This is a genomic window from Psychrobacter sp. JCM 18903 (genome assembly GCF_000586475.1).
In the GTDB taxonomy this organism is placed as follows: domain Bacteria; phylum Pseudomonadota; class Gammaproteobacteria; order Pseudomonadales; family Moraxellaceae; genus Psychrobacter.
This window is the reverse complement of the sequence record NZ_BAWJ01000002.1, coordinates 49,579-74,273: the sequence shown is the minus strand read 5'-3', so window position 1 is coordinate 74,273 and position 24,695 is coordinate 49,579. Positions and strand designations below refer to the sequence as shown.

The 24,695-nt window shown below is 43.9% G+C and carries 20 protein-coding genes and 2 pseudogenes; 7 read left to right on the top strand and 15 right to left on the bottom strand.

From position 1 onward, the window contains the following. Positions 1-97 precede the first annotated feature (97 nt). Complete coding sequence (locus TT12_RS01850; protein ID WP_045451702.1) at positions 98-700, top strand: LysE/ArgO family amino acid transporter; 603 nt, start codon at positions 98-100, stop codon at positions 698-700. 138 nt (positions 701-838) lie between these two features. On the opposite strand, the gene TT12_RS01845 is transcribed toward TT12_RS01850, so the two are convergent. From TT12_RS01845 to TT12_RS16075, 4 genes are all read right to left on the bottom strand, one after another. Continuing rightward, positions 839-2,221, bottom strand: a complete 1,383-nt coding sequence (locus TT12_RS01845) for a trimethylamine monooxygenase (protein ID WP_045451699.1) — start codon at positions 2,219-2,221, stop codon at positions 839-841. Between the two features lie 293 nt (positions 2,222-2,514). Next, positions 2,515-3,156 (bottom strand): MarC family protein, encoded by a 642-nt coding sequence (locus TT12_RS01840; protein ID WP_083475671.1) that lies wholly within the window; start codon positions 3,154-3,156, stop codon positions 2,515-2,517. Between the two features lie 277 nt (positions 3,157-3,433). Further along, positions 3,434-4,294: a carboxylating nicotinate-nucleotide diphosphorylase gene (gene nadC, locus TT12_RS01835; RefSeq protein WP_045451696.1), complete on the bottom strand. Its 861-nt coding sequence runs from the start codon at positions 4,292-4,294 to the stop codon at positions 3,434-3,436. Positions 4,295-4,464: 170 nt separating this feature from the next. Beyond that, positions 4,465-5,601 carry an NUDIX hydrolase gene (locus TT12_RS16075; RefSeq protein ID WP_045451694.1) on the bottom strand — a complete coding sequence of 379 codons (1,137 nt, stop codon included), beginning with the start codon at positions 5,599-5,601 and terminating at the stop codon, positions 4,465-4,467. Between the two features lie 285 nt (positions 5,602-5,886). Between TT12_RS16075 and nadA the strand changes: the two are divergent. The 3 genes and pseudogenes from nadA to TT12_RS15130 all read left to right on the top strand — a co-directional run bounded on the left by nadA (position 5,887) and on the right by TT12_RS15130 (position 9,912). After that, a pseudogene (nadA, locus tag TT12_RS01825) lies at positions 5,887-7,025 on the top strand (quinolinate synthase NadA). A gap of 1 nt (position 7,026) precedes the next feature. After that, a complete protein-coding gene (gene nadB / locus TT12_RS01820; RefSeq protein WP_045451692.1) occupies positions 7,027-8,835 on the top strand; it encodes an L-aspartate oxidase in 1,809 nt (602 codons plus the stop codon). Positions 8,836-9,018: 183 nt separating this feature from the next. Beyond that, positions 9,019-9,912, top strand: a complete 894-nt coding sequence (locus tag TT12_RS15130) for a phosphatidate cytidylyltransferase (protein ID WP_201605358.1) — start codon at positions 9,019-9,021, stop codon at positions 9,910-9,912. A gap of 7 nt (positions 9,913-9,919) precedes the next feature. Here the strand turns inward: TT12_RS15130 and TT12_RS15125 are convergent, their stop codons facing one another. From TT12_RS15125 to TT12_RS15120, 4 genes are read right to left on the bottom strand one after another with little or no spacing between them, the layout of a single operon-like run. Next, a complete protein-coding gene (locus tag TT12_RS15125) occupies positions 9,920-10,558 on the bottom strand; it encodes an SDR family NAD(P)-dependent oxidoreductase (protein WP_243443288.1) in 639 nt (212 codons plus the stop codon). After that, positions 10,534-10,734 carry a hypothetical protein gene (locus tag TT12_RS01805; RefSeq protein ID WP_045451688.1) on the bottom strand — a complete coding sequence of 67 codons (201 nt, stop codon included), beginning with the start codon at positions 10,732-10,734 and terminating at the stop codon, positions 10,534-10,536. Before TT12_RS01805 ends, TT12_RS15125 begins: the two co-directional genes overlap by 25 nt. Next, positions 10,731-11,936: a patatin-like phospholipase family protein gene (locus TT12_RS01800; protein ID WP_045451685.1), complete on the bottom strand. Its 1,206-nt coding sequence runs from the start codon at positions 11,934-11,936 to the stop codon at positions 10,731-10,733. The genes TT12_RS01805 and TT12_RS01800 overlap by 4 nt, the downstream gene beginning before the upstream one ends. Further along, complete coding sequence (locus TT12_RS15120) at positions 11,929-14,706, bottom strand: alpha/beta fold hydrolase (RefSeq protein WP_201605360.1); 2,778 nt, start codon at positions 14,704-14,706, stop codon at positions 11,929-11,931. Before TT12_RS15120 ends, TT12_RS01800 begins: the two co-directional genes overlap by 8 nt. A 250-nt stretch (positions 14,707-14,956) precedes the next feature. Here TT12_RS15120 and TT12_RS01790 point away from each other — a divergent pair, with 250 nt between their 5' ends. Further along, the gene (locus tag TT12_RS01790; RefSeq protein ID WP_045451682.1) at positions 14,957-15,886 is read left to right on the top strand and encodes a LysO family transporter; all 930 of its coding nucleotides are present in this window, start codon (positions 14,957-14,959) and stop codon (positions 15,884-15,886) included. 273 nt (positions 15,887-16,159) lie between these two features. On the opposite strand, the gene TT12_RS01785 is transcribed toward TT12_RS01790, so the two are convergent. The 6 genes and pseudogenes from TT12_RS01785 to TT12_RS01760 all read right to left on the bottom strand — a co-directional run bounded on the left by TT12_RS01785 (position 16,160) and on the right by TT12_RS01760 (position 21,274). Next, complete coding sequence (locus tag TT12_RS01785; protein ID WP_045451956.1) at positions 16,160-16,630, bottom strand: OmpA family protein; 471 nt, start codon at positions 16,628-16,630, stop codon at positions 16,160-16,162. Between the two features lie 70 nt (positions 16,631-16,700). Further along, on the bottom strand, positions 16,701-17,330 hold the full coding sequence (locus TT12_RS01780; RefSeq protein ID WP_045451679.1) for a hypothetical protein: 630 nt from the start codon (positions 17,328-17,330) through the stop codon (positions 16,701-16,703). Between the two features lie 5 nt (positions 17,331-17,335). Next, on the bottom strand, positions 17,336-17,899 hold the full coding sequence (locus TT12_RS01775) for a hypothetical protein (protein WP_045451677.1): 564 nt from the start codon (positions 17,897-17,899) through the stop codon (positions 17,336-17,338). A gap of 60 nt (positions 17,900-17,959) precedes the next feature. Beyond that, on the bottom strand, positions 17,960-18,595 hold the full coding sequence (locus TT12_RS01770) for an OmpA family protein (RefSeq protein WP_045451675.1): 636 nt from the start codon (positions 18,593-18,595) through the stop codon (positions 17,960-17,962). Positions 18,596-18,625: 30 nt separating this feature from the next. Next, positions 18,626-19,893, bottom strand: a pseudogene (locus TT12_RS01765) (FAD-dependent monooxygenase). A 73-nt stretch (positions 19,894-19,966) separates the two neighbouring features. Continuing rightward, positions 19,967-21,274 carry an FAD-dependent monooxygenase gene (locus TT12_RS01760; RefSeq protein ID WP_227678915.1) on the bottom strand — a complete coding sequence of 436 codons (1,308 nt, stop codon included), beginning with the start codon at positions 21,272-21,274 and terminating at the stop codon, positions 19,967-19,969. A gap of 622 nt (positions 21,275-21,896) precedes the next feature. Between TT12_RS01760 and TT12_RS01755 the strand changes: the two genes are divergently transcribed. Together TT12_RS01755 and ybeY are read left to right on the top strand one after the other, a co-directional pair. Next, positions 21,897-22,991 carry a PhoH family protein gene (locus TT12_RS01755; RefSeq protein WP_045451672.1) on the top strand — a complete coding sequence of 365 codons (1,095 nt, stop codon included), beginning with the start codon at positions 21,897-21,899 and terminating at the stop codon, positions 22,989-22,991. A gap of 223 nt (positions 22,992-23,214) precedes the next feature. Beyond that, positions 23,215-23,757 (top strand): rRNA maturation RNase YbeY, encoded by a 543-nt coding sequence (gene ybeY / locus TT12_RS01750; RefSeq protein ID WP_045451669.1) that lies wholly within the window; start codon positions 23,215-23,217, stop codon positions 23,755-23,757. Positions 23,758-23,773: 16 nt separating this feature from the next. On the opposite strand, the gene TT12_RS01745 is transcribed toward ybeY, so the two are convergent. Then, positions 23,774-24,649: a mechanosensitive ion channel family protein gene (locus TT12_RS01745; RefSeq protein WP_045451667.1), complete on the bottom strand. Its 876-nt coding sequence runs from the start codon at positions 24,647-24,649 to the stop codon at positions 23,774-23,776. Positions 24,650-24,695: the final 46 nt, after the last annotated feature.

Sequence of the window (24,695 nt, the reverse complement as noted above, 5' to 3'; positions counted from 1 at the left end):
TAGATTTATCCAATAGCGTATCTTAACAGCTTTTTACCGCTCTGCCAGTAAGCAAAATGTCAACACCTCTCATCCGCCCCCTGCTAAGCACACTATTATGAATGCGACCGACTACACCTCTGGATTCTTACTTGGGCTATCTCTCATCATCGCGATTGGCTCACAAAATGCCTTTGTACTCAAACAAGGGCTCAAACGTGAGCACATATTTTTTGTCTGCTTATTTTGCGCGGTCAGTGATGCGCTGTTAATCTCTGCTGGCGTTGGCGGTTTTGGCGCGGTCACAGCGCAATATCCGCAAGTGGTCAATATCGCAAAATTCGCTGGCGTCATATTCTTGCTAGGCTATGGATTACAGAGCTTATATGCCAGTGTGCGCGTCACACATGCACTCACCGTCGAGGGACAAGTCGTCACCAGCTTAAAAAAAGCCCTGTTATTATGTTTTGGCTTTACTTGGCTCAACCCACACGTCTACTTAGATACATTGATACTCGTTGGCATGGTTTCAACGGGTGCTAGTAGTAAGCTGGCATTTGCAGTTGGCGCAGTCAGTGCCTCATTCTTTTTCTTTTTTGCGTTAGGTTATGGGGCGCGATTACTCAAACCATTATTTGCCAAACCAAAAGCGTGGAATATACTCGATGCTTTGGTAGGGATACTCATGTTGTATTTGGCGTGGCATCTGTACCAAAGTTAAAAACAACGATAAAGGCAAAATAGGTGATAGGCTAAACCATTAACACAGCTTCTACATATAAGTATAATTATAAGTATAAAAAAGCCAAACACCTTGTATAAATGCGTTTGACTTTTTGGAATCTGACACTTTTACTATTTACGATGCTTTTTTACGCTTTTTAGGCTTAACGAAGGTTAAGTTCAAAAAATGCTCAAGCGAGTCATCAAGGACGTCCAACCAAGGCTCGGGCAACTCAGGCGATAGCGTGCCTGTTAACGTAGAGCGATACGCCTTTTCTCTAAAAGTCATAATATTATCGGCTTTGTCTTTTTGCCACTCTTTTAAGATTTCACCCTGTTTTTCAACTGCAAATTCTGGATAATCGGTCGCGTTGGTTAAATCACGAATATAAGCGGCTTGAAAGTCGATTGAATCACTGACCGTCACACACTTGGCGTAAGTTGCCAACCATTTTTTCTCATCTGCTTCACGGTGTACCAATTCAGGCAATTCGATATCGCCCATCATCACATCGCGTGCATACCATGCTTGAGCGTCAAACATATTAAAGGTGAAGTACTGATCCTGCATACCTAAATAAATGAGCTTTGGGTTTGGCTGCCAGAAAATCCCTTTGTGCAAGTTGGCTGGATATAAGCAGTTATGTGTTTGCAGACGTAGCTCATCGGGCATAAAGGGGAAATGAAACAGATAACCGGTACACATAATAATGGCATCAAATTTTTGGCTGCTACCATCGGCAAAATGCGCCACATCTTCTTCAAAATGGGTGACCAAAGGCACTTCTTTGATGCCCTCTGGCCAATCATAGCCGAGTGCTTGCGTGCGATAGCTGATAGTGACTGATTGGGTGCCATACTTATAGCACTGCGTGCCAATGTCTTCGGCTGAATAACTACTGCCGATGAGCAAAATATCTTCGTCTTTGAATTCTAAGGCGTCACGAAAATCATGCGCGTGCAGAATGCGACCGGGGAAAGCTTCTAACCCTTCAAAGTAAGGCATGTTGGGCGTGGAAAAATGACCCGTCGCCACGACGACATAATCAAACTCTTCCACTTCTTGCTCATTGGTTTTATGATTCATCACCGTCACGGTGAATTTTTGCGTCTCATCATCAAATGATACCCAACGTACTGGGCATTCAAAGCGGATGTATTTTTGGATATCTTGTTTATCGATACGCCCCATAATGTAGTCTTTTAGGACTTCACGCGGTGGGTATGAGGGGATCGCTTCACCAAAATGCTCGTCAAACGAATAATCAGCAAATTCTAAGCACTCTTTGGGACCATTGGACCACAAATAACGGTACATACTACCGTGAACAGGCTCACCATTTCTGTCTAATCCTGTGCGCCAGCTATAGTTCCACATGCCACCAATAGCGTTTTGCTTTTCATAACACACTATCTCAGGTAAGTTTTTTGCGCCAGCCAAACGAGCTGCTTCAAAAGCGCGTAATTGTGCTAAACCACTTGGACCTGCACCTAAAATAGCAATTCTTTTATTACTCAAGACTAACTCCTATGATAATAGTTGTCTGTCCACTGTAACATATTTTTATGAATGGTGTTTTTTCGAATACTTTTGGTGATTAATTGGCCATAGCTTAAGACATGACGATTCTCCAAAAATGACTTCTAACCGAATCTTTGGTGTTTAAATTTGATACGAGTTAGCACGTACTTTTCATTAGGGCGTATTAAACATTCATAAATCAGCACTGTCAGTGCTAGGGTTGAATACTCAACACGCCCTTTGAGGAATAAGTCAAAAAACTGACGGACAAACATAACGTAGCAGCGTCATTACACTAAATCAGGAAATAAAGTGCGTAAGCCATTAACGATAATTTCGATAGAAACTGCCGCCAATAACATCCCCATAATTCGGCTCATGATGTTCAATCCAGTATCACCCAACAAGCGACTGATACGACCTGCCGCCATCAATGCTAGATAGCAAAACAGACTGATAAATAAACCAGCAATCAATATGGCAGATACCTGCAAAATACCAGAGACTTGTGAAGAATAAATAATCACCGTCGAGATACCACCTGGTCCAATCATCATTGGAATGGCGATCGGCACAACCGCTGCTGCCATGGTGGGCGGCGCGTCTTGTACATGGTCAACATCGAAGTTTTCTTGATCGGGCTTCACGGGATTACCGTCGCCATTCATCATATTAAGAGCAATCAAAAACACCAAGATACCGCCTGCCAGCTGAAACGAGCCGATAGAAATACCAAGCGCTTTTAGTAATGTCTCGCCTGCTACCGTAAAGAAACTAATAGTGATAAAAATCGTCAAACAAGCAACACGCGCCACTTTGCGTCGATTATTCATCGAATAACCACGGGTCAAATCCAAAAATAACGTCAAAGCGCTAAAGGGATTAATCAGTACCATAAAGGCTAAGATTATCTTGATGATTTCAGTATTCACTGAGCGCTCGCTTGTCTATTAGTCAAATCGGGCAAAAAGATAAGGTCATCGTGCAAGTGCAACGATGACCCAATAGATGGTTAACAATAACTTTGTAGCTTATATTGTATCATAGGCAGATAAGCTAATTAAATCATTAACTTTGCTTACCTTTCTGGCAGCAGACTATCAACGAAAATAGAGGCTAAACATTGACCTATCAGCCACCATTTGCGGGTAAATAACCTCATAAAGCTTAATCGCTAAAACAGGTATGTAAAGACAGCCATATTGAAAATTATGCGCTAAAATCAAGACCGATATCTAATGCTGTGGTACTGTGCGTCAAATAACCCATGGCAATAAAATCAACACCCGTTTTTGCTGATGCTTGTACCGTTTCAGGAGTAATACCACCTGAAGCTTCTGTTCTCGCGCGACCTTTACACATCGTTACTGCCTGCGCTAGTATTTCAGGGGACATATTATCTAATAGCACCAAGCTCACGCCAGCGTCTAGTGCCTGCGCTAATTGCGCTAAAGTATCGACTTCTACTTCGATGGGAATTAAATGCCCAGCAAAATCTTGGGCTTGTTTAATCGCAGTCTTTATATCACCAGCGATGGCAATATGATTGTCTTTGATTAAAATAGCATCATCCAGTCCCAAACGATGGTTGCGTCCGCCGCCGCAGCGTACCGCGTACTTTTGTACAATGCGCAAGCCTGGAATGGTCTTACGTGTACAAGTAATTTGCGCAGGATACTCTGCCACACTATCTACAATTTTTCTGGTATCTGTCGCAATACCACTCAAGTGGGTCATAAAATTGAGCGCGGTACGTTCTGCTGTCAGTAAATGGCGCGCATTACCACCCACACTAGCCAAGACTGTACCCGCGTCGACCCATTCACCATCAGCAACTTGAGCCACAAACTCAATCTGAGGATCAACCATCGCAAACGATAAACGTGCCAAATCCATACCACATATCACGCCTGCTTGCCGCGCTTTAATCTCTAGCTTTGCTTGCATATCGGCTGGAATGGTGGCTTGTGATGTGACATCTCCGCGTCTGCCCAAATCCTCAGTTAGCGCAGCTTCAACCAAAGGTCTAAGCAATACATCATCCAATGCTGGTTCTTTTTTAACTATCATCTTTAACCCTTAAATAAACGTGGCGTTCATATATGCTGATGCAATTAAACTCAAAATGAGCATAAATATATCGTAAAGTTAACAGCCTCGCAAGGAACCGTCATCATTTTGTGCAGCCGACAGGGTTTTATAATCATCAAAATAAAGATAGCAAGGTAGTCTATCGACTCCTATTTACGCTTAGGCAACTTACTATCCATCAATAAGCTTTGTAGTTCAATATCATGACGAAATCGATAAAGCTTGGCAGGGCGACCACGTTGGGCGCTACTACTCTGTCCTGTTTCCATCACAAGTTTTTGTGAATCTAGCAAACGACGAAAATTTTGCTTGTGCAAGCGCACTCCTGAGAGCGCTTCTACGCTTTGTTGTAATTGTGACAAGGTAAATACATCTGGCATCAAGCCAAAAATAAGCGGTCGGTATTCAATTTTGGCACGCAGCCGTGAAATAGCCGTCGCAATCACTCGGCGATGATCATAATACATCGGCACCCCAATGAGCTGTGACCAGTTTTCAGGTAGCTTATTCTGATGGCTCGATTTATGGCTCGATTTATGGCTCGATTTATGGCTCGATTTATGGCTCGATTTATGGCTAGGTTGATGAATGCTTTGATGATTCATTGAATAGCTGGGTGGATAGTTTGGTGCTTCCGGTATCAGTCCCGCTTCATACAGCATCTCATAGCGCAGTAACACATGCTCAGCGACCCACTCTCTATTTTCATAATGCTCATAGGCTGTGTATTCATTATCCGCATTTTCACTTGTGGGCATATCACCCACTAAGAGCGCTTCACTTACACCCCAACATAGACCAATACGCTGACGGCGGCGCTGCTGAATGCCTGAATCTTTAGCGCTATCTGCCCAGCTCAATAATGCTGGCACAATATTATTCATAATGATGCTAGGTATGCCATCCAAATGATTTTCCCAAGGAAAGTAATCATACCAATCGCGCCACAATGCTTGGCTTTGTAACTGCTGCGTTTGTGTCTCTTGCACCAATCCCAAATAGCTCACGTAGACCAGTGCATGACCATCAACGTTGCGCCTATTGGTATCGACAAAGGTGTATAGCTGCTCCAAATAACCAAGTGGTTGCTGTGTTTGCTCCTCAACCCATTGGCGCACACCCGCTTGCAATGAGCGATGCAACGGCATCAATGGACCATTGGGTAACAGCTTTCCTTGATCAACGGTTAAGACCCGAGCGGTATGCTCAGTAATGGCGACTAGCACGGCCACGACTTCTGTAGTGCCACTACCTTGCTGATGCGCGTGTGAATAAGACAACGTCATGACTTTAGTGATTACCTTTTATTTTAATTATTAAATAAAGCTCAACTGCTCAGCTGTTGACCATTTGCTCAGTATAGCTTGAATCAACGATTATCATAGTTCGTGGTTGTAATTATATAAAATGAGTCTTTATAAATCATAAATGTACAAATCATAAATGTATAAAAAATACTTGTATTTATGCTCAAAATGAGCATAATTAAAACATCTGATTAGCCAGCGATATTAATTGACTTATTTTTAGCGGCATATCGCTTGTCGTTACTGCCTAAAAGGTTTGCATCTATGAAAACTTATCCTTACGACGCGCCCATCATGAGTAATGACAATCGTATTGCCACTCAAATGAATATTGAATATGCCAAAGCTAAAATGCCAGCAGACTTGCCGCGTGCTGAACGTCTTATGGTCGAGGAAAACATTAAACAGCTATTAAAAGCGCATAATGCAGTATTGGTCGCCCATTATTATGTCGACCCCTTTATTCAGGATTTGGCATTGGCAACGGGCGGTTGCGTGGGTGATTCGCTGGAGATGGCACGCTTTGGGCAAGCGCATAGCGCCCAGACCTTAGTGGTCGCTGGCGTCCGATTTATGGGCGAGTCAGCAAAAATTTTAAGTATGGAGAAGACAGTACTGATGCCAGACCTAGAAGCCGAGTGTTCGCTTGATTTGGGCTGCCCTGCTGACGAGTTCTCCGCATTTTGTGATGCTCACCCTGAGCGTACGGTTGTCGTTTACGCCAATACCAGCGCCGCCGTCAAAGCCCGTGCCGACTGGGTGGTGACGTCATCGGTTGGCATCGATATCATTCGCCATTTGCATACCAATGGTGAAAAAATCATCTGGGGTCCTGATCGCCATTTAGGTAAATATATTGCTGCTGAGACTGGCACAGATATGCTGCTTTGGCAAGGCTCGTGCCTCGTACATAATGAGTTTAAAGCGACCGAGCTGATGCAATTAAAAGAGGAGCATCCAAACGCCAAAGTGTTGGTGCATCCTGAATCCCCTGATAGCGTGGTGGCGCTCGCCGATGTGGTCGGCTCGACCAGTAAGCTGTTGCAATCGACTCATGAGATGGATGCCGATACCTTTATTGTCGCCACCGATTTGGGTATTTTGCACGAAATGCAAAAGCGCTCGCCAAATAAGCGTTTTTTGGCTGCACCTACTGCAGGTGAAAGCGCCAGTTGTAAGAGTTGCGCGTTTTGCCCATGGATGGCAATGAATGGTCTAAAAGGTATTGAACAGTGCTTGACGCAGCGCAGCGGTGAAGTTTGATGACGCCTGAGCTGGCAGTCGCGGCTAGAAAACCCTTGCAACGCATGCTTGATTTTGCCGAAACGCAGAAGCAACGTGTGACAGCGAGCGGCGATATTGTCAAAGACCGCGAGCTGTTTGCCAATGTCGGGGCTGCCTAATATGAGCGCGGCATTGACAGCGGAATCATTAGGTCTCGATAGCCCTGCTGCTATGGTACAAACTGACGTACTTATCATTGGCGCGGGATTAGCAGGCTTAAGCACAGCTCTAGCATTACCAAAATCGTTAAACATTACCATATTGAGCAAAGCCGCCTTAGAGATTTGCTCCAGTCATTATGCCCAAGGTGGCATCGCGGCAAGTTTGGATAAAGAGGACTCTGTCGCTGACCATATCACTGATACCCTAATCGCTGGCGCAGGGTTATGCAATGCTAATAATACCAGCAGCATTTTAAGTGCCGGGCAACAGGCAGTGCAATGGCTGTGTGAGCAAGGTGTGCCTTTTACCCAAATACCGCAAGAAGATAATACAAAACCTTTCACCGAGCTACAGACTGAACTACAAACTGCCGACTTACATTTAACCAAAGAAGGCGGGCATGGTTGCAGGCGGGTCGCACATGCGGATGATGCGACTGGTCGACACATAATGGAAGCCTTGACTATAAAGGCGAAAAACGCTGCCAATATCACTATTTTACCTTATCATGAAGCGCTGAGCCTTTTAACAGACAGTGCCAATACAAATAAGCAATGCCAAGGGGCGCAAGTTTTTGATCATAATAATCAACGACAACTGACTTTTTATAGTCGCGCAGTCGTACTGGCTAGTGGTGGCATGGGTCAATTATTTAAGCGTGCCAGTGCACCCAACGTCTGTGTCGGCGATGGTGTGATGATGGCCTGGCAAGCAGGCTGCCGATTAGCAAATTTAGAATTTATCCAATTTCATCCGACGGGCTTAGCAGTGGCAGACAGCAGTTTTTTAATATCTGAAGCCTTACGCGGTGAAGGGGGGCATCTGACCTGTCCACAAACCGGTGCGCGCTTTATGTTGGAAATTGATGAACGGGCAGAATTGGCACCACGCGATATCGTCGCTCGCGCCATCGCTGAGCAGATCAGTAATAACGGACTTGGCTACGTACATTTAGATGTCAGTCATTTACCAGATCAATTTTTACGAGAACACTTCCCACAGATTTATCAAACATTATTCAACCTCGGCATTGATATGACTAGGGAACCTATCCCCGTTGCCCCGACTGCGCATTATAGTTGCGGTGGCGTGGTTACTGACGCCAATGGTGTAACCGATGTAGCAGGGCTTTATGCAGCTGGCGAAGTTGCCTATACAGGTTTGCATGGGGCTAACCGCTTAGCAAGTAATTCACTTTTAGAATGTGTAGTCGTTGGGCGCAATATCGCTGCTGACTTACCGCGATATTTAGAAGCATTAGAAAATCTAAATCACGTTACCAGTTATGATCACTCAGATTTATTAGCAACTGCCATTTGGACAGCACCAACGCTTAAAGATATTCAAGCTATTAAGCTTCCTTGTTCTCCTACCATTCTATTTAATTTATCTCATTGTGATGACACTGATATCGTTACCCATGATTATGCTGGCAAAATAGTCACAGAATTAAAAGTTTTAATGACTGCTCATATGGGTATCACTCGTAGCGCTGGGCAATTAGCACAAGCATTGCTACAAATAGAAAATTGGCAGCAGCAGCTTAGATGCCCCAAGTCTCATTCAACCACTATCAGTAGTAAGAGCGATAAAACTACCCTTGCCAGCTTGAGATACTTTCAATTAGCACGACAATTACAATTAGCCACATTGGTTATTCAGTCAGCTTATCAGCGTTATGAGAGTCGCGGTGGTCACTATCGTCAAGACTATCCGCATTTGGCATCCACACCTCGGACCAGTGTGATTGCGCCTTATCGAAGTTGAGAGAAGCTGACAAAACAGGCAGCAGAGAGGGTGGCATTGATTGGCTGCTTCAGCTATAATCGATGACACAGAGGCTAGAGTGGTAAATACAGTTGCTAACATCTAACAGCAATTGGAGGCTACCACTTTAGCCATGAAAAACGGTAATCCACCGTTTTCTATTGACCTCAAAGTGCTAAAAACATGGCTTCTGATTTACGATTTGTGATCGTTCTAATATTAGTCGTCAGTTCGGTTTGGGCGATACTTGCCCTACCTCGCTTACGTCAGCGCTTACCGAAAATCTATTTAATCGCGCGCTCATGGTGGCTCATGTTAGCGGCGCTTTGCCTTTGTTATGTTATCGCTAAGGTAACGGATAATAGCCACCCCTCACAGCCTCCTAACTACCCCTACCAGTGGCTGCTCATCGCCTTTTTCGTTTTAATTGGTCTGCGTGGCGGCTATGAGATCAAACGCTTATGGTGTCTGCAAAGCAAAGCTGTGCTGATTGAGAAACTGCAAGCGCGCGGTTTACAACCCAAGATATTGCCTTTTAGCCAAACCTCTTCCCATTCTACTCAAGCTTATACGCGTCTAAATCGGTTAGACTTAGTCTTTAGCTTTGCTTTTATCACACTGATTATCAGTCTCATTGCCTTACAACAATTAATCTGGCAGCGCGAGCAGTATGGCGTTTTGTTTTTTGTGTTATTCGCCAGTCAATTTAATGATATTGCCCAGTATTTATGTGGACGATTGCTTGGTCACAAGTTGTTTAAGCGTGGTCTTGCCCCAATTATTAGCCCGAATAAAAGTATCGAAGGCGCTCTTTTCGGCAGTATGCTAGCAGCGATATTGGCAACGCTATTAGGCATTTGGCTCACGCCTTTTAACTGGTGGATTTGCTTATTAGCCGCTTACGGCTTAGCGGTCAGTGGTATCGCTGGAGATTTATTAGAGTCCGCCTTTAAACGTCAGCATGGGGTGAAAGACACGGGTACGATGCTCGCCGGACATGGCGGCGTATTAGACAGAGTAGATAGCTTGCTCATTGGCGTGCCGCTATTTGCCTTGTTTTATTGGCTGCTTGGGTAAGCTATTATCAAGTCGTTTTATCCAATCTACTGCGTAATATCCAGTTAAGCACAGGCTTAGGCAAATGATTGAGCGCCCGAGTAATATAACGCGTGGAGCGCGGAAATACTGCCAGCTCAATATTTTTATCAATGGCTTGCATAACATGCTTCACCGCCGTTTGCGTACTGATGACGAATGGCTTATGACTGGCATCGCCGTCATTCAAATCGCGTAATGCTTGAGTATCGATATAACCTGAGGCGATGCAGTTGACTTGAATATGATACGGCGCAAGTGCCGCTCGATAAGCGCTGGCAGTCGCAATCATGGCGCGTTTGCTTTTGGCATAAAGACTGGCATAAGGATACTCCATGGTACCGGCGATAGAAGCGATACAGATTATGCTCAGTCTAGAATTTTTGTCCATATCCAATAACTGACTTTGACGCTTCATCTGCTCACTTGCCCACCTAAAAACCTGCTCGAACGCTTGCAGATTAATCGCTAGCATTTTATCGCTGTCAGCTTGACTCAAATGATGAATACGCTCATTGGTGTAACTACCCGCGCTATAAATTACTCTTTGAAAACTAATATCTGACAAGTTATCTACCAACGTTTGTGTTTGCGCGCTATCGGTTAAATCACAGCAGTAAGTAACAATGTCAGGATGCTGACTATTGATATGGCTATCTTCTCTACGCTATGACCAACCACGCTCACTTGCCAGCCAAGCACCTGATGATGCAGCGCCAACGCCAAGCCAAGTCCACTCGTACCGCCGAAAACGATAAGATGCGACGGCTTATGAGCTGAAGTCGACTTTATAAGATTTTTCATAGACCATGCTGCTGTATATAGTCAGTCGTACGCTGATAGCCATATTGCCATTGCGCCTGCATTTGCTGCACAAAGCCATCATAGTCACTGTGAATGAGCTCAACAGTCAGTTGTTTTATGTTAAAACGCTTTTGTACATGCTGTCTTGCCAACTGCTGACCATTATCTGCAAAAGGTAACCAATGCAATTGATGGCTATTTCTTTCTGACTTCATAAGTGATGACGTTTCCATTGGCTGATAACCATGCACTTGTGCCAAGCGCTCATTTGGGTCAAAACCAAAAACGCGCTGAATCGCAGGTGCAGCAAGATAAGAATCATAACCTGCCTTGGTCTCTGCAAATACCGTCTGTCCCAGTTGACATGCTAGCTCAATAGGAGTGAGATTAATAACGCCACCCAAACACCAGCCGAGCGTTACAATATGCATGGGCGGTAGATAATACATATCTGCCATAGAAGCACGAACCGCTGGATTGAATTCCCACTGCTTTACGATATTTACTGACTGATGAATACGCCTATCGGCAAACGTATGCGCAGGTGCGTTAAGTATTTCATCAAAATGCTCTGATACTGCCAAACACGGTGGCGCAAATAATAACTCTTGTAGTTTAAACTCATCGTAAACAGAACTATCAGCAGTAGGCGTTTGATTGCTGGGTTGATTGGGTGCTTGATACAGTCGGCTAGCGATAATGGCTATCTCTGGCACGGCGGTATTAAACGAATTATTATTCTGCTTGGGAGAAAAATGAGACAATTCATCGAGCCATTGCCCCTCGTTATCTATCCGAAACATCGCTAACTGCTGCAACTCATCTAATAGTCGCTCATAGTTATCTGCTTGCTGCTGTTTTTGGCGGTTAGACCGCTGCCGTGACAAGCGCCAACGTTTAAGCGCCTGAGTCATATAACGTATCTTTAATCGCCTATTGGCTTCGTCTGGCGCAACATGTCTGATTGCCGTAATGACACGATACAACTCACGGCTGCACATGAGCTCCTGCAAATCCTTGGGATCAGGCGCTAAATTGACCAAATAAGCCGACAGACTACCACCGCAAGTGCCGACGATGATATCTGGCGTCAAATCATGGGCAACCAATGCCGCATAACTGCCCAAATAATAACCAAAACGCGAGCCACCTCCGGAGAAAAGCTGGACGCGCTCATAAGGTTTGGCATGAGTATTATTCATGATTGGTTGATGCTGTTTTGATCGCTAGCGACACGGTAAAGATACCAAAGCGATCGATACGCATGGCGACTTTTTTAAAGCCAGCATTTTCAACCAATTGATCCATTTCTGCTTGCGAGCGACAGCGCATCACCCAACTGCTACCGCGATGATTGTTTAAGGTTTTACTGATAAATTCCTGCTCAGGATGCCACGGCTGATTGGTATAAAGTAAATAACCATCAGCTTTTAAACTGTCATAAATACCTGCCAATGCCGTCGCGGGTAGCGTATTATCAGAAAACAACTCAAAAACACCAGAGGCAATAGCGATATCAAATTTTGTTTCATCGGTACTGCCAGTCTCTTTCTGCTCATCAACATAACTGGCGGGGTCAAATGCATCTTTTTGACAAGTAAGGACACGATCAGCAATCTCTAACTGCTCTGCCTTTGCCTGTAATGCTTGGATATTATGCTGCTCATAATCGCGTAGCTCAGCGTGCAAGTTAGTAAACTCTGTCAGTAAATCAAAGGCATAAAAGCCATGCCCACTGGCAATATCGAGTATTTTTGGTTGGTATGGTTTAGTACTGCTCTGGTTTTTGTCTTCAATATCTGCCAGAGCTTCACGTGCCAGCTCCAATATATGCTCACGGCGAATACGAATCCCTTGCCAACCAATATTGCTCAAGTAAAACTTATCGACTGCTTGACCAAATTTATTTTGACCACTCGGCTGATTATAGTAGACGTGATCGAGCGAGTGCCCCGAATCAAACCCATGCTCCAGTCCTGTGGCAATCGCGTCGCTGACATGACCAAATTTTTGCATGGCAAATCGAGTAATGGCAAAGCTTGGGTTAAAGGGTTTAATCGCTAAACGGTCAACCTTATCTTTACTGGCACTATTAAGATGAGCCGCGCTTAAATCAGGCACCTTAACATCCGTACTGAATACCTGCTCAGCGAACTCGATACAATCTGCAAAGACGTCTGCCTTATTGGTCTCATGGAAGATTGCATGATAGCTATCTGGATATAACTGCCAGCGTTTATTGGTCGTATTAATCGCCTCATAAAAATCGCGCTCTGCCTGTTTATCGACCACGTAATCTTTACCTGCACATAATATAAACGTCGGTACAGTAATAGCGCTAGCATCATCGAGCAAGCGTTGACCGGTTGCATGAGTATCGATAAGCAGATCAGTTGAAATGCTATTAGATATCAGCGGGTCGGCATTATAAGCTTGCTGTGCGTCTTTATCATGAGTCAATACTTGCGCTTTGACGTAACTGCTCACGCGTGACATCAGTCCAAGCGCGCGAGCTACCTTTAGCGATGGTATCGCAAATGGCATATACAAGCGAATACTCAACGCTGGTGTACCCAATATCATCCCGCGAATGTTGGGTGCGTAATCATGTACCCATGCTGCGGCGAGTACTGCACCGATACTACTGGCGACGATTAAGGTATCCTCGATAGCAATGCCCGTTTGCCCGATAACCAATTGCACAAAACCATCTAAATCGCGCTCAAGCTCGGTAACACTTTCGGCATGATCCTTGATACCACCTGAGCGCCCATTACCACGCGCATCCCAAGCGAATACTTGATAGCCTGCTGCCGCAAACTGTTGCCCAAGTTCTGCTAGTCGTCCCGAATGCTCGTGACCACGATGTAATAAAATGACTTGACGCAGAGGCTGACTGGTTTGTTTGATACCTTCTAAAGGCATCGTCAGCCAATAGCGATAATAAATCGCCGTGCCATCGTAAGCATTGTAGCAATTTTCACCGCTTATCAATTTGGAAGACGATAAATTGAGTGTATCGCTAACCTGCTCCACTTTTTCATGATTATTGAGAGGGGTGGTCGGCATTATCTTAGGCTCCAAAAAGGAAGTTTTAATAGCAGAATTTGATAAGGGGGCATTTAATGAAGAAAAATTTGATAGAGGATAGCTTAATAAAGAATAATTTGATGAAACAGCATCGAAAAATAGCGTATTGGGTTGACCAACATTCTCTTGGCAACCAAGAAGAAAAACTGATTTATGCGATGACTCTGGTATTAACTCAAGAGTTTCTGAGTAATTTGAACGAAGCGCGGGTGGTTTACGTATCAAGTATAAATCTGCCATATAACGCAGGCGATTCAAGCAGGTTTTTAGTAGCAGCGCCTCTGTCAGCATCAATAGTGGACCCGCTTTGATATGCGATAGCATGATCGGCATTTTAGTCGCCATGAAAGCGCCAAGCAAACCTAGTAAAAAAGCACGATCGCTTTTGCCTAAAGGCCCTTGGTTTGCTCTAATGTCTAACATCGTATTACTGGTGATACCTAGTAACTCGGTGCTTATACTAAGCGCAATCAGACCGCTAATATGACGCTGATGGATTGATATATGGTTTGGTAATTTGACTGCCGACGTTTGTAAGTTACCATTAGCAACATGCGGAGCTAAACTTGCGATAAGCGCCGTATCAGCCACGATATCACCCACTTCATTCAGCACTGCCCCAAACCTTGAGGCTTGCCCATGCTCACGCGCCATCATGCCATCGATAGCATTGAGCGCCATACGCACGAACAGTGATGAAGGTAACAGCAACCATAATGCCTGCTGCTCAGTTGCGGGTTTGGCAATCATATAGGCCGTACCAAGGCTCAGTAATACGGCTGACACCGTCACTTGATTTGCTGTCACCTTTTGCTCGACCAACGCATCACTTATTGGGCGCAGCTGATCTTGAAACTGAGACTTGAGCTGATATAGCGACATGAGGCAAGCCAAATATAGTAAGTCTATTAATGTAGCAACAAAAGTTGGTCAGGTAAATACTTAAGCGTTGTTAGCAGTCAAATTATCATGAATGAAATCCTGACTTACGGCTTAGTGATTCACGATTTTATCTTAACGCTCAATAGTTGGTCGTTAAACAGTCGGCTTTTACACGGAATCTTAGCCGCTCATGTCAGCATTGATCGTTTCATGTGATACAATTTCCAGCTTCTTAAAAACGCCTTTGAAAATGCCGCGAGCCAATCACCATGCAAAGCTAGTTACCCTTGTTCTGGTATTAATGCCAATGTTTATTGGCTTTGCCATTCCTTCTCATCCAACCATGACAAAGCTTGCAGATAAAGGCTTATCTTATCTGGTATTTATCATCTTAGCGCTGATTGGTATTGAGCTGTCACAAGTTGAAGGACTTGGCAGTCAGATAGGCGAAATTGCGCTGTATGTGACCATACTATCGATTTTGACAATTGGCAGTGGTTTATTTGCCCTGATGTTATTTGACCGACTGCGTCCATGGCATGCCAAAAAACCCAGCGTAAAATCTAAAGAACATCGCGTGAGTATCCGTGGTAGCCTCGCTCAAGTCGTTTGTGTGGTCATTGGTATGGTGATTGGTTATTTCTTACCAGACAATTATATGCCGCCTGAAAATACCATGACGGTGATGCTGATGATATTAATTTTGTTGGTCGGCATTGGTTTAAAAGGCTCAGGTATTACGTTAAAAGAAGTGCTGCTGAACAAGCGCGGCGTTGAGATGAGTGTCATCTTTACACTAGCTGTATTGATTGGTGGCTTGATATTTGCGCTGATGTTCAGTGAGGTATCGTGGACCAAAGGCTTGGCACTGGCGTCAGGGTTTGGTTGGTACTCGCTATCAGCAATCGTCATGACCGATGCTTATGGCGCGGTTTGGGGCAGTGTCGCGCTATTTAATGACTTGGTGCGTGAGTTCTTTGCATTGATATTTATTCCCGTGTTTATGCGTAAATATCCATCAGCAGCAGTCGGGCTTGGCGGCGCGACGAGCTTAGATTTTACCTTACCAATTATTCAGCAATCTGGCGGTCTTAAAGTTGTGCCATTGGCGATTAGTTTTGGCTTTATTATTAATATTGTCTCGCCAGTGCTGATGGTGGTGTTTTCGGCGTTGGGGTAAGAATGATTTTTAACGGTTGAAGAAAATCAGTCGTTATTATTCGAACAGTTCACAGTGCTTGGCATATTCACCATATTTTTGCATATCAGAATCATATTCAAGATTCATCAAATCATGAACTTCACTACTCGCCATTAAAGTTGCGCGGCGTTGTTTTTCCTCAATATTTTTAAGATTGAGCTTTTCAAAACTTGGATCTATAAACGCTGTATCTGTAACTATAATCTTATTTGAGCACTCATAAGTACGAATACGCTCAGCATCGATATTATATTACAACACTAAATTATTCTTAATAATTAGCGCGCGATTGCGTGATAAAGAATCGAAACCAAAAGTCGCTAAAGCATCTTTATCTATTTCACTTGTCGCTGCATGACCGAAAATAAAAACATTGGCTTTTGAGTGATTATTAAGACTTTCTGCTATTTTCACAAATACTGCATCATAGATATCAGATAGCTGACTGCTCATTTGCGAGAAAAACCCATTGAACTCCATTTCAAGTGCCTCGCCTCCCTCAATTATTATTTCACAGCCTTTAGCATCGATTACTACATTGGGTCGCGTTTCAGGGCATTCGTCTATAGCATCAAGCACACCATCGCCATCTGAATCAATCTCTGCTTGCATCATCCTGATATTTTCATCTTTAGGTAGCTTTTTAGACGGCGCAGTTGTATTAGTTTGACAACCAGCTAAAGCAATAGATACTATTAATAATAAAACGCTATAAAGTCCCATCAGTAGCCTTCCTCTATACAATTAAATACTACTTTAGCATTCGTAAAAAATTAATTAAGAAAAGTATAACCTAAGCCATCTCTAGATTTTTTTCCACCTGACACGCCTTATCATGCCACTGGATAAACTCATCAATATGAGAAGGTGCTCCACTGCCACTTTCCCTAGCAACCTCTTTACCAACCATACTTTCGACATAATGGCATGCTCGATAGTTTTTGGCATACTTATCATAATCAGCCACCCATTGTTTGCGCGCTTTTAACTCATCTTGACGTTGCTCAATGCTACTATCTATATCTGTGTTCTCGGAGCCAAACCAAAAGTCCTTAGCAGGGATATCTTTAGCCAACTTCTTATTTTCAACTTCACTCATACGCCACGGCTTGGCAGTAATCCGCGCTCGAAAGCACTGTTGCACCTGACACAGACGGACATAATTGGTATCCGCATGGAAATATGCAAACCAATCTTCTACCACGTTATCACTTGGCGATACAACATCGTGAGTCGCAATAATACGAAAGCCTGCAGGTGTTTGATATAAACGAAAGCATTCGGTAGGATGATTAACAATACGTTTTTTGATCAAATCCGTCATATAGGGCAGTAACGAGGCGGCGTCATCGGCATATTTTTGCGCTCGGGTCTTGTCTCTGGCACTGGCTTGTTGCCACAAATAAGCAGTGGCAACAAACATAACTACTAACAGCCATAACCATGACAACCCCAACCAAGCGATAACACTGGCGATGAGTATAAAAACAACAACAAAAAACCAAATTTTAATTTTGCTGGCGGGATTGCTTTGATTAACGAGAAAGGCAGGCATAAAGCATGATGGTTATAATCATCAGGATAGATATGACGCAATAAATCATCATTATCGACATCGATAATGGCAATATTATCGACGTTAGCCACTTGGGCACCGTAGCTGTTGCGCGTGACAATGAGCTTCGTTACTGCTGCACTATTATTAGATAATTCATTTTCTGGAAAATCATGCTCATAAATAATCTTTTCACGAATAGGAATGCTATTGCCTTCGTTATACTCTTCCTTGCGCTCACGACGTAAGATATCTTCACCTGCTAGCCATCGCTCATGGGCGTCATCTACTCGCGCTTTAGCATGGGATAGCGCTTCCATTTGGCTGACATCCGACCAACCGTAACGTTTGATAGTGGCTTGCTTGGAAGGGTTACTAGACGTTTCTAGCGATTCAAAGCGCTGTTTGTGTTGCGCCCAGTATTTAGGGATAAGCATGAGGTTTGCCTTTGGAGTATTTGGATTGAACGAATGGTCAATAGTTGATAAAAATTTGATTTAAAATTTAACGCAGATGCCGTTTTTTAAATTGATAGGATACTCATTATCAGGTTCAGTTAATAAACCATAGACCCGACGATTAAAAGACCTCCCCTCATCCATATCATTGGGTGCGATAGGCGCTCTAGCCTCACAATTTAAGGCCATTAATCGACTAGAGGCTATGCCATGCTTTAATAAAAGATAGTTTTTGATCATCAGCGCTCTATTTTTAGGTAATGAGCTTAATTCTTTATTGATTTCATCCTCTGAAGCATGCGCTTCTATTTTAAAGATAGCGGTATCATACTCTTTCATTCTTGCCGCTACTTTATCCAGTTCAACTTTATATTTAGGTATTAGTTCACTACTACCTTTAGCAAAAAAGGCGCGATATTCCATTTTTAAATTCATATCGGGTCCCATAATGAGGTGACAGCCCCTGTCATCCACTACTACATTACCTTTCATTTTTGTATTTGGACATTGATCTAACTCATCAGGCACACCATAGCCGTCGCTATCCAAATTAACCACAACCGTTGGCATATTGATAGTTTGACTTGTTTGCTTAGAAAAATCATCTGTTTGACAACCTGTCAGAGCTAACACACCTATCATGATTGGCACTATTGTCCATAATTTAGCATTCATATTTTAAGCTTCCGTAAGTTAAAGCTATCCTTAAACCCCACTCGCCTGCTTAGCAAACAGTCTCATTAGTGGCTTAATTTTGCCAACGCGATACATACCGTTATTGCGAAGTTGTTGAATAGGACGCGATTGTGCAAGCGACCCTGCGAATAGCCAATTAAGCGCGGAAAAGCTATGCATCATTATACTATTATGCGGACGACGCAAACGCTCGTAGCTACGCAACGTTTGATTGCTGCCCCAACTGGTTCCACCACTACGTTCAAAATCATGTGCCAATTGCTCGCTTAAGGCCTGCACATCGAGCATGCCTAAATTCAACCTTGACCCGCCAGTGGATGGACGCCATGCGCTGCATCACCGATCAAGACTAAGTTATCCGCGACGTAGCTTTTCGCTTGTTGCGCGGTCAGTGGAAAGCTAGCAATTGACTCAATCTGAGTGATAGCACCTAGCTCATAGTTACTGGCAGCAGCCAATTTATCAGCAATGACGCGCGCGTCCTCCTCTATCAACGCCAATGCTTGATTGCGCGGCAATGTCCACACGATCGACTGCCAATGTTGTGGGTTGGCTTTATCTGCATCAGTAATATCAGCGAGCGGCAATAGTGCCAGCGTACCTGTGGGCAGCATCGCTTGGCGCGCAGTCGCTTGATGCGGTTTTTCGGTGTAAATCGCACAGCAAATAGCGGTTTGCTTATAATCAAGTGTATCTAGCCCAATCGCCGCTTGCTGGCGCACAAATGAGCCACGACCATCGGCACCAACCAGCAGCATCGCATCGATAGCAGTATGATCGTCTAAAGTCACACGGTAGCCTTGCTCTGCACCTAGCCAATCCATGTTTGTGACTTTTTGTCCCGCGATAATGGTTAGATAGTCACTGACATCATCTTCATACAGGCATTGCCATAACGCATGCTCAATGACGGCAGGCTCGACCATGCTACCGAGCATTTGCGGTAAATGACTGTTAGGATGATTATCAACACTGTCACCAAACAATAGCTCACCCATACCGTTTAGTTGCCACACCTGCATTTGCGAATAATCGGCTTTGCGCTCTGATGCTGCTATCTTTTGCCATACGCCCACGTCTTTAAGTAAATTAATACTGGCAAGACTCAAGGCATAAACGCGCGCATCCCGCTTGCCAAGCATCTGTTGCCATTCTGAGTCATCACGTGCAGGGCGAGCATCAATTAACGTCACGGGCATTTTTGCTTGCGCCAACTTTAAAGCAAGCGTTGCCCCAACAATACCGCTACCGATAATCAGCGTATGATTATTCTTCATAAGTTATTCCTACAGTTAAGTGCAATCGTATAGAACATTGGTCTAAACCGTTAATATACCGTGATATGGCAAACTAGGACTTTAACCCCATCGCGTAGTTAGCGACTAGTGGCTTAATATTTGGCAGTTTATCAAAGGCAACCAAGGCCACATTTCGCGCCAACTTGATGACTGGGTTAGGATGGGTAAAACCATGTACCACGGCATCACAGAACCGGATAACACGTTTTTGATCGCTTAGACGTGCTTTCTCATAGCGTTTTAACAGTTGCGTATCGCCGATGTCTTCGCCTTTTAGCACTTGCGCGCTCATCATTTGTGCCAGCACATGGGCATCGCGCATACAGAGGTTAAAACCTTGACCAGCGACAGGATGCAAAGTGTGGGCGGCATTACCCATGATGACACAGCGACCCTCTACTTGCTTGTCTGCCAGCACGCGTGTCAATGGATAAGCGCCGCGGCGACCAGCAGCGACAAACGTGCCCGCACGCTCACCAAAGGCTTGCTGCAATGTCGCTAAGAAATGGGCATCGTCTGCTAAGTATTTATTTTCTTCCCCTTTTGGACATACCCAAACTACTGAGCGTCTATAGCCATTTTGATAGTCGTCATTTCCATCGCCGTCTGGATCGGTCAGTGGCAACACCGCTAGTGGCCCTGCTGGACTAAAACGCTCAATCGCCACATGTGCGTGTGGCTTGTCAGTTTCTACCACACCGACGATAGCGGTTTGCTGATAATCATAAATCGTCGTGCCAATATTTAATAATTGGCGTACCGTCGAATCGCGACCATCACAAGCAACCAACACGCTGGCTTGCAATTGCTGCTCATGTTCCTCTTCACCATAATAGTTAAAGCTGAGCGTCACCCCATCCGCTTGTTGTGTCACGGCGATGACATTGGCATTATCAATCAAAGTGATTAATGGCTCTTGTTGCGCAGCTAATAAAAGCTTACGTCCGAGCCACGCATTTTCCATCACTTGTCCAAATGACTCGACCCGCTCTTCAGCTTTGTTTAATTGTGCACGCCCAAAGCTGCCTTGCTCACTAATCTGCACCGCATCGATACGACAAGCATGACTTTGCAACTCATCCCATAAACCAATTTCTTGATAGATCTGTACCGTACGACGTGACAGTGCTGTATTGCGGCTGTCTAAATAATGGCTACGATTGCTGTCCTCATTTGGACTGATGGTTGGGTAGCTATTTTTTTCTAATAACATGCTAGCAATACCGTGATGCGCTAGTAACAGTGCAAAGGACAATCCCACATGACCACCACCAGCGATGAGGACTTGCTGCTCAGTAGCTGCCTTTTTATGTTCAAACTTTTTTTTAGCATTCGATAAATTCACATCAGTATTTTGCATTATTATTCCTAATTTTTATGTCTATTTTACGCTGTTGGGCGCACGCACTATAAGCGATGAATAATCGCTAGAATTATCTTAATTTTATAGGGAATATTTAACATTCACACATCGGCATAGCCTTAGTCGAATACGTAATACGCCCTAACCTTCATCAGCCTTCATCATTTTATTCATATTTTAAACTCAGCGATAAAGCACTATGATATCCCCCATAGATTACCACAAATCACTCATCACTCTGTCGCCTTAACAGTAGCCAAAACTTATAACTGAAACGCTTGATTTCGTCACGCTCTAAACGTTATTTGCAATACTGTAACCCGCTCAAAAGTAGACATAAAAATATCAATGTCGAAAAGCGGTTGCAATCGTCGTACAAAAACAGTGTCATCTGTTCGACGTATGGCTTGAAATTTAAAATCTATCGACCATAATAAAGGCAAGACCGTTACTTATCATCACTCCTAAAACGAATAATAATTCTACCGTCATTTCTATCTCTATAACGTAAAGCCAAGACCATAACGACCGACCATTTTATCTCTTAAACCCGCAATGCCATCAAAACCAAATCATAGCGTTGGGTACATAATAAAAGGATAATCGCTTGACTGATTCCATGAGCCGCCGTATAAAGTTTGAATCATTGACACCAGCACAGCTCAAAACCGTGCTTGGTGAATACAACAACCACATGAAATATATCCAACAACGCCTCGATATCAAAATCATGCAGCGTCAAGGCGACTTCTGTTTGAGTGGCGACATATCGAATGTCGAGCGCGGTGAACGTATTATTTATAAACTGGTAGATGAGGCACAGAATACCAAGGACATTAGTGCAGCGGAGCTACATCTTATTATCCAATCGAGCATTTCTCGTGATGAAGATATGGAAGCGGATGAGCAAGAAGCCAAGGATAATGCAGACGCTGAGGCGGACTTAGAATCAGCTCACGAGTTTACGCCAGTTAGCTTACGCACGCGTAAAGGTCGTATCATTCCTCGCGGTGGCAATCAGCAGACCTACGTCCAAAACGTACTGAACTCTGATGTCTCATTCGGTATTGGTCCTGCTGGTACGGGTAAGACCTATTTAGCCGTGGCTTGCGCCGTGGATATGCTTGAGCGTAATGAGATTGAGCGGATTTTATTGGTGCGTCCGGCGGTAGAAGCTGGTGAAAAACTGGGCTTTCTGCCAGGTGACTTGACGCAAAAAATCGATCCCTACTTGCGTCCATTATATGATGCGCTATATGAGATGATCGGCGTTGAAAAAGTGGGCAAGCTGATTGAAAAACAAGTCATCGAAATCGCACCCCTTGCCTATATGCGCGGTCGTACGTTAAACAACTCGTTTGTCATCTTAGATGAAGCGCAAAACACCACGCCTGAACAGATGAAAATGTTTTTGACCCGTTTGGGTTTCGGTTCACGAGCAGTAATTACAGGTGATATTACACAGGTCGATTTGCCACGTGGTCATAAGTCAGGCTTAGCACAAGCAATGGAAATCTTAAGTGGTATTGAAGAAATTCATATCACCAAGTTTGATTCAAAAGATGTGGTACGTCATCAATTGGTACAGAAAATTGTAGAAGCCTACGATGTTTATGATGAAGAACAAGTAGCGTTAGAAGAAAAGCGTAAGTTTGAGCGCAGAAAAGAGCAAGAGCGCAAGCAAGTTATTGCTAATGCTGCAGCCAAGCTATAAACGGTCTAGCCTGCTACTTAATGTTATAAAAATGCAAAGCCGGATTACTGTCAGTAATCCGGCTTTTTACGACGAGAGCTTTTTAGATTTAGTCATAAGTTCTATCAGATGATAAAGCACACCATCTTACAATAAAGTAAAAGGATAATGGCATGAGCAAGAGAAGGGTAACAACAGCTTTGACAACCATGATGCTAATGAGCGTGCTGGCGATGATGCCAGTTTGGCAGCACTTGATATCAGTGCCACCAGTAGTATTGATGATGACATACTAGACACTTTTTATGATCGTAAGCACTTACAGTCTGTGATGATGGCAGCGTTGGATTATATCGATGAGCGTATCAAAGAAGGCCTAACTCTACCCTATTTTGTAGATATCGATCCTGAGCTGTGGCAAGAGAAATCTAAAGTATTAGATATATACATTACCGATGAAATTGAGGGTCAGGCATTAAATCTGGAAGCTCGCGGTAAGGATTATGCGACCAATATTTTATCTTATCCAAGTGATCTGCCAGCCGCAATTATTGAGCTGATGCCAACGCTACCTCTCGGTGAGCTGGTCATCTGTCATGGCGTCATAGTACGTGAGGCCGCAGAGCAAGAAAAAACAACCGCACAGCACATTAGCCATTTACTGATACATGGTGTGCTGCACTTATTGGGTTTTGATCATGAGCTTGGACAAGCCGAGCAAGATGAGATGGAACGGTTTGAAATTGAGATTTTAGCAGGTCTCAGCCTTCCAAACCCTTATACTTAGTTCGAATTCTTAGCGACTAGTCTTTGGTCATCGGTAGCTTTTGTGCTTGACTCATCTGATTAATCATCTGATCCAGTCCTTTAACATGGACATTACGCTGCGGGAATGGAATGTCGATTTTTTCATCATCTAAGGCGTATTTGAATTGCTCCAGCAAATCACACTGCATTGTCCACCAGTCAGCATTGGTTGTCCAAATATTGAGCGTCAAGTCTACTGAGTTATCACCCAAATTGGTGACGCGTACGATAGGTTCAGGGTCAGTAAAGGCCAACGGATTATTTTTTGCCAAATTCAGCATCACGTTTTTGGCAGTTTTGATATCGGCATCATAGCCAATACCGACCGTGATATCGACACGGCGGTTGGGTAGCGCCGTATAGTTCGTCACAGCTGAAGTCGTAATATCACTATTTGGGATAATGATATCGTGATTGTTTATCGTCGTCAGGTGGGTATTGACCAAAGTGATTTCTGTTACGGTTCCTGTGTAGCTGCTGATTTGCACATAATCGCCGCGCACAAAGGGGCGAAACGTCACAATCATGATGCCAGCGGCAAAGTTAGACAACTGATCTTTTAGTGACAGACCAATGGCTACTGCAGCACCGCCCAATATAGCGACGACTGAGGTAGTCTGTACGCCAACCTTACTCAAGGCAGCTAATGCAACCACGACCAGTAACACTCCGTAGATTAGACGACCTAAAAAGTTCGCAACGGTATCATCTAAGCGACTACGCAACATCATTTTGTGAGCAACGGTGACTGCCTTTTTGGCAAGCCAGCGACCTACGACGAATATTAATATCGCTAGCGCAACTTTAATGACCAAGCTTAATGCATTACTGGTTAAGTTGGCAACATCTATTGTAAAACCTAAAAATTCCATACTGACTCTTTATTTTATAGCGGTGTGTGGTATTCGTTTGTTATAA

What these genes read in the sequence shown, in the direction of transcription:
- TT12_RS01850 (WP_045451702.1), top strand. Translation starts at nt 98, where the DNA reads ATGAATGCGACCGACTACACCTCTGGATTCTTACTTGGGCTATCTCTC.
- TT12_RS01775 (WP_045451677.1), bottom strand. Translation starts at nt 17,899, where the DNA reads ATGCTTATCCCTAAATACTGGGCGCAACACAAACAGCGCTTTGAATCG.
- TT12_RS01745 (WP_045451667.1), bottom strand. Translation starts at nt 24,649, where the DNA reads ATGGAATTTTTAGGTTTTACAATAGATGTTGCCAACTTAACCAGTAAT.
- TT12_RS15130 (WP_201605358.1), top strand. Translation starts at nt 9,019, where the DNA reads ATGGCTTCTGATTTACGATTTGTGATCGTTCTAATATTAGTCGTCAGT.
- TT12_RS01770 (WP_045451675.1), bottom strand. Translation starts at nt 18,595, where the DNA reads ATGAATGCTAAATTATGGACAATAGTGCCAATCATGATAGGTGTGTTA.
- nadC (WP_045451696.1), bottom strand. Translation starts at nt 4,294, where the DNA reads ATGATAGTTAAAAAAGAACCAGCATTGGATGATGTATTGCTTAGACCT.
- nadB (WP_045451692.1), top strand. Translation starts at nt 7,027, where the DNA reads ATGAGCGCGGCATTGACAGCGGAATCATTAGGTCTCGATAGCCCTGCT.
- TT12_RS01755 (WP_045451672.1), top strand. Translation starts at nt 21,897, where the DNA reads ATGAGCCGCCGTATAAAGTTTGAATCATTGACACCAGCACAGCTCAAA.
- TT12_RS01790 (WP_045451682.1), top strand. Translation starts at nt 14,957, where the DNA reads ATGCCGCGAGCCAATCACCATGCAAAGCTAGTTACCCTTGTTCTGGTA.
- TT12_RS01760 (WP_227678915.1), bottom strand. Translation starts at nt 21,274, where the DNA reads ATGCAAAATACTGATGTGAATTTATCGAATGCTAAAAAAAAGTTTGAA.
- TT12_RS01785 (WP_045451956.1), bottom strand. Translation starts at nt 16,630, where the DNA reads ATGGGACTTTATAGCGTTTTATTATTAATAGTATCTATTGCTTTAGCT.
- TT12_RS01780 (WP_045451679.1), bottom strand. Translation starts at nt 17,330, where the DNA reads ATGTTTGTTGCCACTGCTTATTTGTGGCAACAAGCCAGTGCCAGAGAC.
- TT12_RS01800 (WP_045451685.1), bottom strand. Translation starts at nt 11,936, where the DNA reads ATGAATAATACTCATGCCAAACCTTATGAGCGCGTCCAGCTTTTCTCC.
- TT12_RS15120 (WP_201605360.1), bottom strand. Translation starts at nt 14,706, where the DNA reads ATGTCGCTATATCAGCTCAAGTCTCAGTTTCAAGATCAGCTGCGCCCA.
- TT12_RS16075 (WP_045451694.1), bottom strand. Translation starts at nt 5,601, where the DNA reads ATGACGTTGTCTTATTCACACGCGCATCAGCAAGGTAGTGGCACTACA.
- TT12_RS01805 (WP_045451688.1), bottom strand. Translation starts at nt 10,734, where the DNA reads ATGAAAAATCTTATAAAGTCGACTTCAGCTCATAAGCCGTCGCATCTT.